Origin of the sequence: Variovorax sp. PBL-H6, assembly GCF_901827155.1 — a bacterium.
Classification (GTDB): Bacteria; Pseudomonadota; Gammaproteobacteria; order Burkholderiales; family Burkholderiaceae_C; genus Variovorax.
The window spans coordinates 1,159,135-1,173,062 of record NZ_LR594659.1 but is presented as its reverse complement, the minus strand read 5'-3'; the positions used below and the strand labels follow the sequence as shown (position 1 = coordinate 1,173,062).

Here is a 13,928-nt window from a genome sequence, read left to right as displayed (position 1 = left end):
GTGTGATGGAACGAGCGAGAAATCAGCGGTCGGGCCGGAAGGCCCGCCCGAGAGACGCCGGCGAGTTCAGCCGGATCGCGGCGGGGTTGCGCGAGATCAGCACCAGCACGCCGATGGTGGCCAGGTACGGCAGCGCGGACAGCAGTTGCGCCGGGACCTCGATGCGCAGCCCGGCACCCTGCACGAACAGCTGCGACACCAGCACGCCACCGAACAGGTAAGCGCCCAGCATCACGCGCAGCGGCCGCCAGGTCGCGAAGACCACCAGCGCCAGCGCGATCCAGCCCCGCCCGGCCACCATGCCTTCGGACCACAGCGGCGTGTAGAACACCGAGAGGAACGCCCCGCCCAGCCCCGCCATCGCGCCGCCGAAGGCCACCGCCGCATAGCGGATGGCGATCACCGGATAGCCGACCGCATGCGCCGCGGAGGGCGACTCGCCCACCGCACGCAGCACCAGCCCGGCGCGGCTGCGCTCGAGGAACCAGGCCGTGCCCGCGACCAGCAGCCACGACACGTACACCAGCACCTGCTGGTTGAACAGCGCCGGCCCGATCAGCGGCAGGTCTGCCAGCCCGGGGATGCGCAGCGGGGGCACCGCGGGCAGCGGTGCCGACTCGTAGGACTTGCCGAAGAAGGCCGCGAGGCCGACGCCGAAGATCGCCAGCGCCAGCCCCGAGGCCACCTGGTTGGCCTGCATCGTCAGCGCCAGATAGCCGAACAGCAGCGCCATCGCGGCGCCTGCAGCCATGCCCATGGCCGCGGCCAGCCATGGATAGGCCCCCGCATGGGCCGCAGCGAAGCCGGCGACGGCGCCGACGGCCATCATCCCCTCGGCGCCCAGGTTGAGCACCCCGGCGCGTTCGGTGACCAGCTCGCCGAGGGCCACGATGATCAGCGGCGTGCCGGCCACCAGCGTGGCGGCGATGACGGAGGCGATCAGCGACGAGTCCATGCGAACCTCCTCCAGGCGATGCGCTCCCAGCGCAGCCGATAGCCGATGAAAAGATCGGAAGCCAGGAGGAAGAACAACAGCATCCCCTGGAACACCTTCGAGATCGACGAGGGCAGGTTCAGGTGCTGCTGCGCCTGCTCGCCGCCCAGGAAGAGCAGCGCCATCAGCAGGCTGGCACCGAAGATGCCGGCCGGATGCAGCCGGCCGACGAAGGCGACGATGATGGCCGCGAAGCCATAGCCGGCGGACACCTGGGCGGTGAGCTGCCCCATCGGCCCGGCCACTTCGGTCATGCCCGCGATGCCGGCCAGCAGGCCGCCGCCCAGCAGCCCGACCCAGACTGCGCGCCGAGCGGAAAAGCCGGCATAGCGCCCGGCCTGCCCGGCCTGGCCCGCCACCTGGAGCTGGAAGCCCTGGAAGCTCAGCTGCAGGAACACGTAGCCCCCCAGCAGCGCCGCGAGCGCCAGCAGGAAGCCCGCGTGCAGGCGCGTGCCCTCCACCAGGATCGGCAGCAGCGCGCTGTCGCCGAAGCTGCGGGTCTGCGGGAAGTTGTAGCCGCCCGGGTCCTTCCAGGGGCCGTAGATGAGCCAGGACGCCAGCAGCTGCGCCACGTAGACCAGCATCAGCGACACCAGGATCTCGTTGGTGCCCCAGCGGGTGCGAAGCCATGCCGGTATGGCCGCCCACAGGGCGCCGCCGAGCGCACCGGCGAGCACCATGGCAGGCATTGCCCACGGGGCCGCCGCATCGCCGACGCGCAGTGCGACGGCGCTCGCGCACAGTGCTCCGAGGATGAACTGGCCCTCCGCGCCGATGTTCCACACGCCCGCGCGAAAGCCGGCTGCCAGCCCGATGCCGATCAGCATCAGCGGCGTGGCCTTCAAGAGCAGCTCGCTCAGGCCATACAGGTCGCCCAGCGGCTGCAGGAAGTACACCCTGAAACCCACCAGGGGGTTCTGACCGAGCGCGGCGAACAATGCCAGCCCGCCTGCCATCGTCAGCCCCATCGCCAGCAGCGGCGAGAGCCAGCGCATGCGGCGCGAAGCCTCGGGACGCGCCTCAAGCCTGGGCCACATGGCGCACCTCCGCATCGGTTGCAGGCGTGCGCGGCGACACGGTCGCGGTCGCGGCGCCGGCCTCGGGCCACATGCCGCTCATCCACAAGCCGATCGTCTCCACGTCGGTCTGCTGCGTGGGCACGGCGGGCGACAGCCGTCCGTTGGCCATGACCGCGATGCGGTCGCAGACCTCGAACAGCTCGTCGAGTTCTTCCGACACCACCAGCAGTGCGGCGCCCGCGTCGCGCAGGGCGATCAACGACTGGCGAATGAAGGCCGCCGCCCCCACGTCCACGCCCCACGTAGGCTGCGCGGCGACGAGCACGCGCGGGCGTTGCAGCAGCTCGCGCCCCACGATGAACTTCTGCAGGTTGCCGCCCGACAGGGCCTCGGCGTGTGCCTGCGGACCTGCACACTTGACCGAGAAGTCGGCGATGCAGCGCTGCGCGAAGGCCCGCACCGCGCCGCGCCTGACCAGGCCGCGCCTGACCAGGCCTTGCCGGTGCGCGGTCAGCAACGCGTTGTCGGCCAGGCTCATCGCCGGCACGGCGCCGCGGCCCAGCCGCTCCTCCGGCACGAAGCCCAGGCCACGCGCACGGCGAGCACCGCTGCCCAGGTGGCCCACCGGCCGGCCGTCCAGCGACACGGAAGCGGCCGCCGCGCGCGGCAACGGCGCCTCGCCGGACAGGGCCTGCAGCAGTTCCTGCTGGCCGTTGCCCGACACGCCGGCGATGCCGACGATCTCGCCCGCGCGCACCTCCAGCCCCACGTCCCGCAACGCGACGCCGAAGGGATGCTGCGCGCGCTGGGTGAGCGCGTGCAGCGCGAGCCGCACCTCGCCGGGCTCGGCTGGCACGCCGCGCCTGCAGGCCGTCAGTTCCTTGCCGATCATCATCCGGGCCATGGAGGCCGGCGTCTCGCATGCGGGCACGCAGTGGCCCGTGACCCGCCCGCCGCGCAGCACGGTGGCGTTGTGGCAGAGCTCGCGCACCTCGTCGAGCTTGTGGCTGATGTAGAGGATGCTGCAGCCCTCGTCGGCCAACTGGCGCAGCGTCTCGAACAGCTTGCGCACCGCCTGAGGCGTGAGCACCGAGGTGGGCTCGTCCATGATGAGCAGGCGCGGGTTCTGAAGCAGGCAGCGGATGATCTCCACGCGCTGGCGCTCGCCGACCGACAGCGAATGCACCCAGCGGCGCGGGTCCACCGGCAACCCGTAGCGGCGGCCGACGGCGTCGATGCGCTGCGCCAGGTCGTCCAGGTCGGGCCGGCCGGGCAGCGCGAGCGCCACGTTCTGCACGACCGTCAGCGTCTCGAACAGCACGAAGTGCTGGAACACCATGCCGATGCCCAGGCTGCGCGCGCGGCTCGGACTGCCGATCGCCACGCGCTCGCCGCGCCAGCGGATCTCGCCCGCGGTCGGCGCGGTCACGCCGTAGATGATCTTCATCAGCGTGGACTTGCCCGCGCCGTTCTCCCCGAGGATCGCGTGGATCTCGCCGGGCTGCACCACCAGGTCGATGCCGTCGTTGGCGACCACCGAGGCGTAGACCTTGCGGATACCGGCGAGCTCCAGCTGCGGCCCGGCGAGTGCACCGGCCGCGCTGCGCAGATGCGCGCCCACCTCAGGCGACTCCGCGCGCGACGCTGGTCGACGGATGGGTCGACTCGCGGGTATTGAACAGCAGGTTCAGCAGCACGGCCGCGAGCGTGCCCAGCAGGATGCCGTTCTGGCAGAAACGGGCCAGCAGGTCCGGCAGCTGCACGAAGAAGCGGTCGGCCACCAGCGGGATCATGCCCAGCGCCAGGCTGACCGCCACGATGTACGGATTCTTCTTGTTGCCCACGAAGTCCACGTGTCCGAGGATGCGGATGCCGGTGGCCGCCACCATGCCGAACATCACCAGCGCCGCCCCGCCGAGCGCGTACTGCGGGATCGAGGCGGCCAGCACGGCGAGCTTGGGCAGGCAGCCCAGCACCATCAGCAGCACGCCCGCCGCCGCGCACACCCAGCGGCTGCGCACGCCGGTGACCTGCACCAGGCCGATGTTCTGCGCGTAGGAGGTGTAGGTGAAGGTGTTGAACACCCCGCCCACGATCGCGCCCACGCCGTCGGCGCGCAGCCCGCGCGCCACGTCGTCCTTCTGCAGCGGACGCCCCACGACTTCGCTGAGCGCGAGGAACTGCCCGACGCCCTCCACCATGATGACCACCATCACCACGCACAGCGTGACGGAAGTCATCAGGTCGAAGGTCGGCAGCCCGAAGTGGAAGGGCGTGATGACCTGGACCCACGACGCAGTGGCCAGCCCGGCGAAGCTCACCTGGCCCAGCACCAGCGCGATGACGAAGCCGGTTGCAATGCCCAGCAGCACCGCGATGTTGCACAGGAAGCCCTTGCAGGTGGCGATGATGAACAGGATGGTGAGCAGCACCACGCCGGAGATCGCCAGGTGCATCGGCACGCCGTAGTTCGGATTGGGAATCGGGCCGGTCGGGCTCGAAAGGGTCGGACTGCCGCCGGCTGCCCAGTTGATGCCCACGCGCATCAGCGAGATGCCGATGACGAGCACCACCGTGCCCGTGACCACGGGCGGGAACCATCGCACCATCTTGCCGACCTGTCCCGCGACCATCAGCGTGAAGAGGCCGGCAACGATCACCGCCCCGAACACCGCGCGCAAGCCGAGATCCGGATTGGACCCGGCCGTGATGATGGGCGCGATGGCCGTGAAGGTGACGCCCATCATCATCGGCAGGCGGATGCCCACCTTGCCGATGCCCACGCACTGGAGGATGGTCACCAGGCCGCAGCAGAACAGGTCGGCCGAGATCAGGAAGGCAATGTCCCCCTTGGGGAGCTTGAGCGCGCCGCCGATGATGAGCGGCACCGCGATGGCGCCGGCGTACATCACCAGCACGTGCTGCAGCGCCAGCGTGCCCATCTTGGGCAGCGGCAGGATCTCGTCGACGGGATGCACGGAGGACGTGTCGGACCGCGCGTTGGCAGATTCAATCATGGTGCTTGTCTCCTGGTTTTTGTGTGCTTGCAATTCAGCGGCGGCCAGCGCGGGCGAGGAAGGCCGCGGCGCGTGCCATGGCCGCATCGTCGATGCGGGCGCGCACGCCATCGAAGGCGGGGCCCCGCGTCGCATCCAGCCCCATGCGCGAGGTGGTCCCCGCACCGGAGGCCGAGGGGTCGAGCGCGCTGCCCGGCAGGCCCTCGACCATCACGATGTCGAGGTGCGGCTGGAAGTGCGTGGCCATGGCCCAGAGCACTTCTTCATCGCGCGTGATGTCCACGTCCTCGTCCACCGCGATCACGGTCTTGAGATACGGGTCCCAGCCCAGCAGCCCCAGCATCACCTGGCGCGCCTCGCCGGGACGCGACTGCTTCAGCGCCACGTAGGCGTGGAAGTGCGTGCCCGAGCTCGGGTAGTGCACCGCGGTCACGCCGGGGAAGCGCTCCCTGAGCTTCTCCACCATCTCCGACTCGCGCGGGATGCGGCCCAGGTTGAGGTGCTCAGCCGAATTGCCGCCCACCACGTCGAGCAGCCAGGCGTCGTCGCGGCGCATCAGCGTTTCGACCCGCAGCAGGTTGTTGGTGGAGCGGTCGGACGAGTAGCCGGTGAACTCGCCGAAGGGGCCTTCCTCGGCATGGCCCTCGGGGTCGATCACGCCTTCCAGCACGAACTCCGCGTGCGCCGGTACGGCGATGCCGTACCTCGGGGTGCGCACCACGTCCAGCGGGGCGCCGAACAACCCGCCTGCCACGTGGCGCTCGTCCACGCCGTAGGGCAGCCGCGCCGCGCCGGCCAGCATGAAAAGCGGATGCGCGCCGATCACCATGGCCACGGCGAGTGGCTTGCCACGGGCCTGGGCCGCCTGCAGCATGCGCCACAGGTGGCCGCGCGAGTGCAGGCTGGTGGCGATCTCGTCGCGCGAATGCACCATCGAGCGGTGATAGCTCAGGTTGCCGATGCCGGCCTCCCGGTCTTCCGCGGCAATGATGGCGTTGGTGATGTAGGGACCGCGGTCGGTCGCGAAGTGGCGGATGGTCGGGAGCTCGGAGAGGTCCACCGGCCCGCTCGTCACCCGCTGCGTCACCGCGCCGGATGCAACTTCGCGCGGGGCCGTCATGCGACGGCTTCGCGCCTGGTATTCGGCGTGGATGCCCGCGGGCGAGACCCCGCCGAGCATGCGTCCCACGCGCTCGCGGGAGGCGAACAGGTTGGTGACCAGCGGCGCGCCGATCCCCCGGACCTTTTCGAACACCAGCGCCGGATGGCGGCCCTGCGCCGCCAGCGACCAGACCGCCGCGGTCACGTCCTGGTCCGGCTCGACGGGCTCGCGCAAGGTCAGCACGTCGTCCGGGAAGAGCTCGCGATAGGCGGCCATGAACCGGTGCAGGTCCTGGCCGTTGTCCTCGAGCAGCTTGGCTTGCAATGTCATGAAGCAACTCCTGGGCGGGTCCGGGGTCCGTGCGCCGGCCCTCGCGGGCCGGCGGCGGACGCTCTACTTCAGCGTGGCGTAGGTGCCGGTCAGGCGCACCTTCGCCTCTTCCTGGTCGCGCGGCGGCCGCGTGGTCTCGATGCCGCACAAGCGCGCGATGTTGTTGCCCAGGTAGTCCTCGAGCTGGTCCTCGTCGATGCCGATCCCGTGCGGCGGGGGCCGGCACAGCATCTCGAGCTCGCGCAGCCACATGCCGGGCTCGTTGGGCGGGCTGTCCGTTCCGAACACGAGCTTGTGGCGCGGCAGCTCCTTGGCGAACTCCGCGATGCGGGCCTGGAAGCACCAGCCCGATTCCACATACACGTTGGGTGTGTCCATCGCCATCCAGAAAGTCTCGAACGAGTAGTTGCCGCCGGTCTGGATGCCGAAGTGCGCGATGACGAAGTTCACCATCGGGAACTCTCGGATGATCGGGTAGAACATCGTCGGGATGGTGAAGGGCCCGTCGCCGGTGTGGATCAGCACCACGGTGTTGTACTTGGCGCAGACCTTCATCGCGGGGCGCAGCCATTCGAGCGCGCGATCGGGCCGGTAGCCATGCATGTTGGCGTGCAGCTTGATCATCTTGAAGCCGTACTCCTTGATGTGGAATTCAAGCTCCGCCGCGCCGTTCTCGGGGCCCCAGCGCGGGTTGTAGTTGAAGTTGCCGATGAAGCGGTCCGGGTACTTCTGCGTCAGCTCGGCGATGTAGGCCATGTAGTCGCGGATGCCCTCGCGGCCTCGCCGGTTGCCGTCGCGGTAGCCCGTGTTGCCGGGCGGCGGCTGGATGAAGCCCATGTCGATGCGGCGCGGCTTGCCGTTGATCATGTAGGGCCCGTCCATCAGCTTGAGCATTCGTTCGCCGTTGAAGGGCGTGCCGGTGTGGCGCCAGGCCTCGTCGACCAGGTTGGTGGGGTGCAGGTGGGTGTCGATGATCATGTTCTCGTCTCCGGAAGGTCTTGTCAGTAGAGGTCGATCACGGGCTGCGGATCGAGCTGGCGGCCCAGGCGCTTGCAGGCTTCGTCGAAGCTGCGCGGGGCGGAAGACGTCTCCAGGCCCACCATGCGAGCGATGTTGTTGCCCAGGTAGTCCTCCAGCGTGTCCTCGCTGAGGTTCAGGCCTTGCGGCGGGTTGGTGCACAGCACCTCGAGCAGCCGCAGCCACATGCCGGGCTCGTTGGGCGGCGTGTCGGAACCGAAGATGATCTTGCTCGGGTGCAGCACCTTGGCGAACTCGACGATGCGCGACTGCAGGCACCAGCCGGATTCGCAGAACACGTTGGGCAGCTCCTGCGCCCACTGGAAGGGCTCGAAGCAGTAGACGCCGCCGGTCTGCACGCCGAAGTGCGCCATGATGAAGTTGACGCTCGGAAAGGCCTTGATCATGGGCACCCACTCGGTGGGGATGCTGTAGGGCCCGTCGCCGGTGTGCAGCTTGACGGGCACCCCCAGTTCGGCGCACTTCTCGAAAGCCGGGCGCACCCAGTCCAGCGCGCGGTCGGGCCGGTAGGCATGCATGTTGGCCTGCATCTGGACCATCTTGAAGCCGTGCTCCTTGACGTAGCGCTCGATGGCATCGACGCCGTTCTTCACGCCGCAGCGCGGGTTGTAGACGAAGCAGCCGATGAAGCGGTCGGGATGTTCCTGCACGCACTTGAGCGTGTAGGCCATGTAGTCGTCGATGGACTGGCGGCCCGACTTGTCGCCGTCGGTCCAGGTGTAGATGGTGTTGCCCTGCGGCGGCTGGATGAAGGCCTTGTCGATGCGCCGCGGCTTGCCGTTGACCCAGTAGGGGCCGTCCATCGTCTCCAGCAGGCGCTCGGCGGTGTAGGGCTCGCCGTCATGCCACCAGGCCAGGTCGACCTGGTCGGTGGGGTAGCAGCTGATGTCGATGATCATGGTTGGTGTCTCCTGGTCGAAAAAGTTGAAGCGCTTCAGGCGGCTTCCAGGGCCTCGTGGGATGCGGTCGGGGTTCGGGGGTCGGCCAGGCAGGCCTCCAGCCGGGCGCGCAGCTTCTGGTCCTGCAGGTGGCGGCCGATGAAGACCAGCTTGCTGGCCGGTGTTTCGTCCCACCAGGGCATGGAGGGCTTGAGCTCGAGGATGCGGTGCACGCCTTGCAGGACGTGCCGGCGATCGTCGCCCTGCACGTGCAGGATGCCCTTCACCCGGAAGATGTCGTCGCCTCGGATCGACAGCAGTTCCCCGAGCGAGCGCTGCAGGCGCTGCGCGTCGAAGGGGCGGTCGAAGGTGAAGGACACCGAGGCGACCGAGGGGTCGTGGGTGTGGCCGGGTGCCGCGACGAGGGGCGGCACGGCACCGTGCCCGCAGTGCGCGTCGCAAACGTGGTCGTGGTCGTGGCCGCGCCCTTGCACATCCTCCAGGAAGTGCGGATCGGTCATCGACAGCGCGTCCGATTCGAAGGACTGCAGTCCCAGGATGAGCGACAGGTCCACTTGCGCCTGCACCGTGCGCAGGATGGGCGCGCTCTGGTTCAACGACCGGATGCGGCGCTCGATCTCCTGCAGCTGCGCGGGCGCTACCAGGTCGGACTTGTTCAGCAGGATGCGGTCGGCCACGACGATCTGCGTCACGGCCTGGTTGTCGTATTCGGCCAGGGCCGGATCGTCCAGGTGAGGCTGCACGTGCAGTGCGTCGACCAGGGTGACCACGCCGTCGAGCACCACCTTCTTCGCGACCTCGTTGTCCATGAAGAAGGTGGCTGCGACCGGCGACGGGTCGGCCAGTCCGCTGGTCTCGACCAGGATGTGATCGAACTGGTCCTGCCGCTCGAGCAGCTTCTGCAGGATCTTCACCAGGTCGTTGCGCACGTCGACCACGCAGCAGATGCAGCCATTGGCGACCTGGAAGATCTCCTCTTCGGAGGCCAGCACCAGGTCGGAGTCCACGTCCACCTCGCCGAACTCGTTCTCGATCACCGCGATGCGGTGGCCGTGGCGCTCGGTGAGGATGTGGTTGAGCAGCGTCGTCTTGCCGGCGCCCAGGAAGCCGGTGAGGATGGTGACGGGGACCGGGCGCCGTGCTTCGTTGTCGTTCATGCGGAAACTCCTTCTTCGTGCGGGGAATACAGATCGGCCTGCTGCTCGCGGAGCGCCTGCAGCACCTGTTCGGGTTTGATCGGGTAATGGCGAAAGCGCACGCCGATGGCGTCGTACACGGCGTTGGCGATCGCCGGGCCGATGGCGACGATCGGGTCTTCGCCCACGCCCTTGGCACCGAAGGGACCGCCGGGGTCGGGCGCGGTCTCCAGGATCACGGTGCGGATCGACGGCATGTCCATCGACAGCGGCATCTTGTAGTCGACGAAGTTCGCGTTGAGCGAGCGGCCGGTCTTGAGGTCGATCTGGTAGTCCTCGTACAGCGTGTGGCCGATGCCTTGCTGGATGCCGCCCTCGATCTGGCCTGCAGCGGCGACCGGATGGATCACCTTGCCGATCTCGTGCACCGGCACCACCTGCAGCACGGTGATCTGCCCGGTCTCGATGTCGACGTTCACTTCGACGAAGTGGGCTGCGAACGAGTACGACTTGGTCGGGTGGTAGGTCGCGCTGCCGACGAACTGCGCCGCCGGAATGCCCTTGCGCGGCGCCACTGCGTCCCGCACGCTGAGGCTGCGGTCCGTGCCGCGCACGTGGATCATGCCGTCCGCGGACTCGAGGTCGCCGGGCATCGCCTCGAGCAGTGCGGCGGCGCGCTCGAAGAGCTGGCGCTTGATCTCCTGGGCCGCGAGCTGCGCCGCCCTGCCGCCGAGGTAGGTGGTGTGGCTGGCGAAGGCGCCGATGTCCCAGGGGACCACATCGGTGTCGCCATGCATGACGGAGACCGACTCGAAGCGCACGCCCAGTTCCTCGGCCACGATCTGCGCGAGCGCGGTGTGCGCGCCGGTGCCGAGGCCCGCCGTGCCGGTGAGCAGCACCACGGTGCCGTCCTCGTTCATCTTCACGATGGCGTTGCCCTGCTCCTTGATGCCGGGGTAGGCGCTGCTGCCGTGCATCTCGCAGCCCATGCCCCAGCCGCGGCGCTGGGCACCCTCCTCATGACGCGAACGCCGGCGCAGTGCGGCCCAGCCCACCTCCTGCATGCCGCGACGGATGCAGTCTTCCAGCCCGTGGCCGATCAGCGGATGGTTCGACGGTGCGAGGTCGCCCTCGCGCACCGCGTTCTTCAGCTTCAGCTCGGCCGGGTCGATGCCGAGCTTTTCGGCAGCCTCGTCCATCTGGATGTCGAGCGCGTAGTAGGTCTGCACTACGCCGTAGCCGCGGAACGCGCCTGCGATCGGGCTGTTGGTGTAGAGGCAGCGGCCTTCGAGCTGGACGTTGTCGCAGCGGTACAGCGAGGTCATCGCGTTGGTGCCGACGATGGTCACGCCCGGGCCGTGCGAGCCATAGGCGCCGGAGTTGTAGACGATGCGCGCCTGCCGCGCGGTGAGGGTGCCGTCCTTGCGGAACCCCTGCTTGAGCCAGATCTTGACCGGGTGCCGCGTGCGCCCGCCCAGGAAGGTTTCCTCGCGGGTGAACTCCATGCGCACCGGCCGGCGCGTCTGGCGGGCCAGCAGCGCGCAGAGGAACTCGCTCTGGAACAGGTCCTGCTTCGCGCCGAAGCCGCCGCCCATGTGGTCGACCAGCACGCGCACCTTGTGCAGCGGCAGTCCCAGCACCTCGGCCATGATGCCGCGCACCATGAACGCGGTCTGCGTGGAGATCCACACCGTGAGGTTGCCGTTGCCGTCCCACTGGCACATGCAGGCGTTGGGCTCCATGTAGGCGGGCGTGGGGCGGCCGCCCTCGTACTCGCCCTCGATGATGAGGTCGGCCTGCGCGAACCCTTGCGCGATGTCGCCGCGGCTCACCACCACCGGCGGCAGCACCAGGTTGCCACCGGGCTCGCGGTCGTGGATCTGCGGCGCGTCCGGACGCGCGGCGTCCTCGAGGGTGAAGACCGCGGGCAGGGGCTCGTACTCCACCTCGATCAGGTCCAGTGCCGCTTCGGCGATCTCCTCGCTCGTGGCCGCCACCACGGCGACGGTCTCGCCCCAGTAGCGCACCTTGTCGTCGAGGATGTACTGGTCGCAGGTCACCGAGGCGGAGCGCGGATGCGGCGAGCCCGCATGCAGCACGCGCGGCACGTTCTCGTGCGTCAGCACCGCCTTGACGCCCGGCAGCGCCAGCGCGCGGCGGGTGTCGATGCGGCGGATGCGCGCATGCGCGACGTTGCTGCGCTTGCTTAGGGCATAGAGCAGTCCCGGCAGCGCCATGTCGGCGACGTACTTGGCATCGCCCGTGACTTTGGCGAGCAGGTCGGCGCGCTTGACGCTGGTGCCGACGATCGCCTGGCCGGGCTTCTTCATGGCGCCACCTCTTCATGGCTGTCCCGGCGTTCCGCCCGGCCCCCGCTTCGCGCGGCCAGCGAGATGGCGTCGATGATCTTGGTGTAGCCCGTGCAGCGGCAGATGTTGCCGGCGATGGCGAAACGGATCTCGTCCACGCTGGGTTCGGGGTTCTCGTCGAGCAGTGCCTTGGCGGCGACCAGGATGCCGGGCGTGCAGAAGCCGCACTGCGCCGCGCCGCACTGCATGAAGCACTCCTGCAGCGCGTGGGGGGTGCCGTCGCTTGCCTGCAGCCCCTCCACCGTCGTGATCTCGCTGCCCTCGGCCTCCATCGCGAGCACCAGGCACGCGTTCACGGGGCGTCCGTCCATGAGGACGGTGCAAGAGCCGCACTCGCCGACGTCGCAGCCCTTCTTGGTGCCGGTGAGTCCGGCCTCGTTGCGCAGCGCGTCGAGCAGGCTTCGGTTGGGTGCCACAGCGATCTCGCGTGCCTCGCCGTTGACGGTGAAGGAAACGGCTCTCTGCTTCATGCCTGGATCTCCTCTAGAGCCTGCTCGAGTGCGCGGCGCGTGAGCACGCGCACCATGTCGCGCCGGTAGGCGGCGCTGCCGCGCACGTCGCCGATGGGGCGGGCTTCCCCGCTCGCCGCCAGCGCGGCCTCGGCCAGCCGTTCGGCCGTGGGCCTGCGTCCGCGCAGCACCGCTTCGGCCCCTGCGGCGCGCAGCGGCGTGGGCGCCACCGCGGCCAGCACGATGGCCAGGTCGTCCACGGCGCCGCGCTCGTCGAGCGTGACCCGCACCGCCACGCCGACGGTGGCCAGCTCCATCTGCGAGCGCCGCCCGTGCTTGAGGTAGGCCTTGCCGGTGCGCGGCGGCGGCGCGGGGATCTCGATGTGGGTGACGATCTCGTCCGGCGACAGCACGGTGCGTCCCGGGCCGGTGCAGTAGTCCTCGACCGCGCAGCGTCGCGGGCCGGCGGGGCCGTGGATGCGCAGCACCGCGCCGTCCGCGATCAGGGGCGGCAGCGTGTCGGCCGAGGGCGAGGCGCGGCACACGTTGCCGACCACGGTGGCGCGATGGCGCACCTGGATGGAGGCGAAATCGGTGGCCGCGCGTGCCAGGCTCGCGTAGTGGCGCAGCGTGACGGGCGAGGTCTCGACCTGCCGCGTGGTGACCAGCGCGCCGAGCAGCAGGCCGCCGCGCGGGTCGAACGCGAAATCGTCCATCCCCGGGATCTTCTTGATGTTGATCACGTGGGCCGGCTGGCGCACGTGCTCCTTCATCTGCACGATCAGATCGGTGCCGCCCGCGATCAGGCTGGCCGGCGCGGGCCCGCCGCGCAGCAGCGCGACCGCCTCGTCCAGCGAGGCCGGCTCGCTGTACTCGAAGTACTTCATGGTTCGTTGTTTCCTGCCTTGGCTTCGTCGAAGGAACGCCCCGAAGCGGGCCCCGTCCAGCGCCTGACTGCGCCGACGTCGATGTCGAACAGGTCCAGCACCCGCCCGAGGGTGTGGTCCACCATCTCGTCCAGGTCCTGCGGCCGTGCGTAGAAGGCCGGCACCGGCGGCGCGACGATCGCGCCCATCTCGGTGACGGCCAGCATGTTGCGGATGTGCGTGAGCGTCAGCGGCGTCTCGCGCGCCAGCAGCACCAGGCGGCGGCGCTCCTTGAGCATCACGTCGGCGGCGCGCGCCACCAGCGTGCCGCCGGTGCCATGGGCGATCTCGGCCAGCGTCTTCATCGAGCACGGGGCGACCACCATGCCGAGGGTCCGGTAGGAGCCGCTGGCGATGCAGGCACCGATGTCCTCGTTCTTGTGGAGCTTCGTGGCGAGGGCCGTCACGTCGGACAGGTGAAGCGTGGTCTCGCAGGCCATGGTGAGCTGGGCGGCACGGCTCACGATCAGGTGGACCTCGATGCCGGTGGGACGCAGCAGCTCGAGCAGGCGATGGCCGTAGACGAAGCCCGAGGCGCCGGTGATGGCAACGATCAGGCGCGAAGGGGTGTTCAGTGGCGTACCTTCGCCTTGGGCTGCGGTGCCATTCGCCTTCGGAGCAGCTATGTGGCTCATGCACCAGCCCTCCC

Annotated in this window: 12 protein-coding genes; all 12 read right to left on the bottom strand. The window is 69.4% G+C overall.

Annotation, left to right across the window (positions count from 1 at the left end; all coding sequences use genetic code 11):
- Positions 1-22 precede the first annotated feature (22 nt).
- Positions 23-955 carry an ABC transporter permease gene (locus G3W89_RS05610; protein WP_162573162.1) on the bottom strand — a complete coding sequence of 311 codons (933 nt, stop codon included), beginning with the start codon at positions 953-955 and terminating at the stop codon, positions 23-25.
- Complete coding sequence (locus G3W89_RS05605) at positions 940-2,031, bottom strand: ABC transporter permease (protein WP_162573161.1); 1,092 nt, start codon at positions 2,029-2,031, stop codon at positions 940-942. Before G3W89_RS05605 ends, G3W89_RS05610 begins: the two co-directional genes overlap by 16 nt.
- The gene (locus G3W89_RS05600; protein ID WP_162573160.1) at positions 2,015-3,634 is read right to left on the bottom strand and encodes an ABC transporter ATP-binding protein; all 1,620 of its coding nucleotides are present in this window, start codon (positions 3,632-3,634) and stop codon (positions 2,015-2,017) included. Before G3W89_RS05600 ends, G3W89_RS05605 begins: the two co-directional genes overlap by 17 nt.
- 1 nt (position 3,635) lies before the next feature.
- Positions 3,636-5,030: a nucleobase:cation symporter-2 family protein gene (locus G3W89_RS05595; RefSeq protein ID WP_162573159.1), complete on the bottom strand. Its 1,395-nt coding sequence runs from the start codon at positions 5,028-5,030 to the stop codon at positions 3,636-3,638.
- Positions 5,031-5,064: 34 nt separating this feature from the next.
- A complete protein-coding gene (locus tag G3W89_RS05590; protein WP_162573158.1) occupies positions 5,065-6,462 on the bottom strand; it encodes a UbiD family decarboxylase in 1,398 nt (465 codons plus the stop codon).
- 63 nt (positions 6,463-6,525) lie between these two features.
- Positions 6,526-7,440 carry an amidohydrolase family protein gene (locus G3W89_RS05585; RefSeq protein ID WP_162573157.1) on the bottom strand — a complete coding sequence of 305 codons (915 nt, stop codon included), beginning with the start codon at positions 7,438-7,440 and terminating at the stop codon, positions 6,526-6,528.
- Between the two features lie 23 nt (positions 7,441-7,463).
- Complete coding sequence (locus G3W89_RS05580) at positions 7,464-8,399, bottom strand: amidohydrolase family protein (RefSeq protein WP_162573156.1); 936 nt, start codon at positions 8,397-8,399, stop codon at positions 7,464-7,466.
- Positions 8,400-8,434: 35 nt separating this feature from the next.
- Positions 8,435-9,556 (bottom strand): CobW family GTP-binding protein, encoded by a 1,122-nt coding sequence (locus tag G3W89_RS05575; protein ID WP_162573155.1) that lies wholly within the window; start codon positions 9,554-9,556, stop codon positions 8,435-8,437.
- Complete coding sequence (locus G3W89_RS05570) at positions 9,553-11,865, bottom strand: xanthine dehydrogenase family protein molybdopterin-binding subunit (RefSeq protein ID WP_162573154.1); 2,313 nt, start codon at positions 11,863-11,865, stop codon at positions 9,553-9,555. The genes G3W89_RS05575 and G3W89_RS05570 overlap by 4 nt, the downstream gene beginning before the upstream one ends.
- Positions 11,862-12,374 (bottom strand): (2Fe-2S)-binding protein, encoded by a 513-nt coding sequence (locus G3W89_RS05565; RefSeq protein WP_162573153.1) that lies wholly within the window; start codon positions 12,372-12,374, stop codon positions 11,862-11,864. The genes G3W89_RS05570 and G3W89_RS05565 overlap by 4 nt, the downstream gene beginning before the upstream one ends.
- Entirely contained in the window at positions 12,371-13,240 is an 870-nt protein-coding gene (locus G3W89_RS05560) for an FAD binding domain-containing protein (RefSeq protein ID WP_162573152.1), read from the bottom strand. The genes G3W89_RS05565 and G3W89_RS05560 overlap by 4 nt, the downstream gene beginning before the upstream one ends.
- Entirely contained in the window at positions 13,237-13,914 is a 678-nt protein-coding gene (locus G3W89_RS05555; RefSeq protein WP_162573151.1) for a UbiX family flavin prenyltransferase, read from the bottom strand. Before G3W89_RS05555 ends, G3W89_RS05560 begins: the two co-directional genes overlap by 4 nt.
- Positions 13,915-13,928 lie beyond the last annotated feature (14 nt).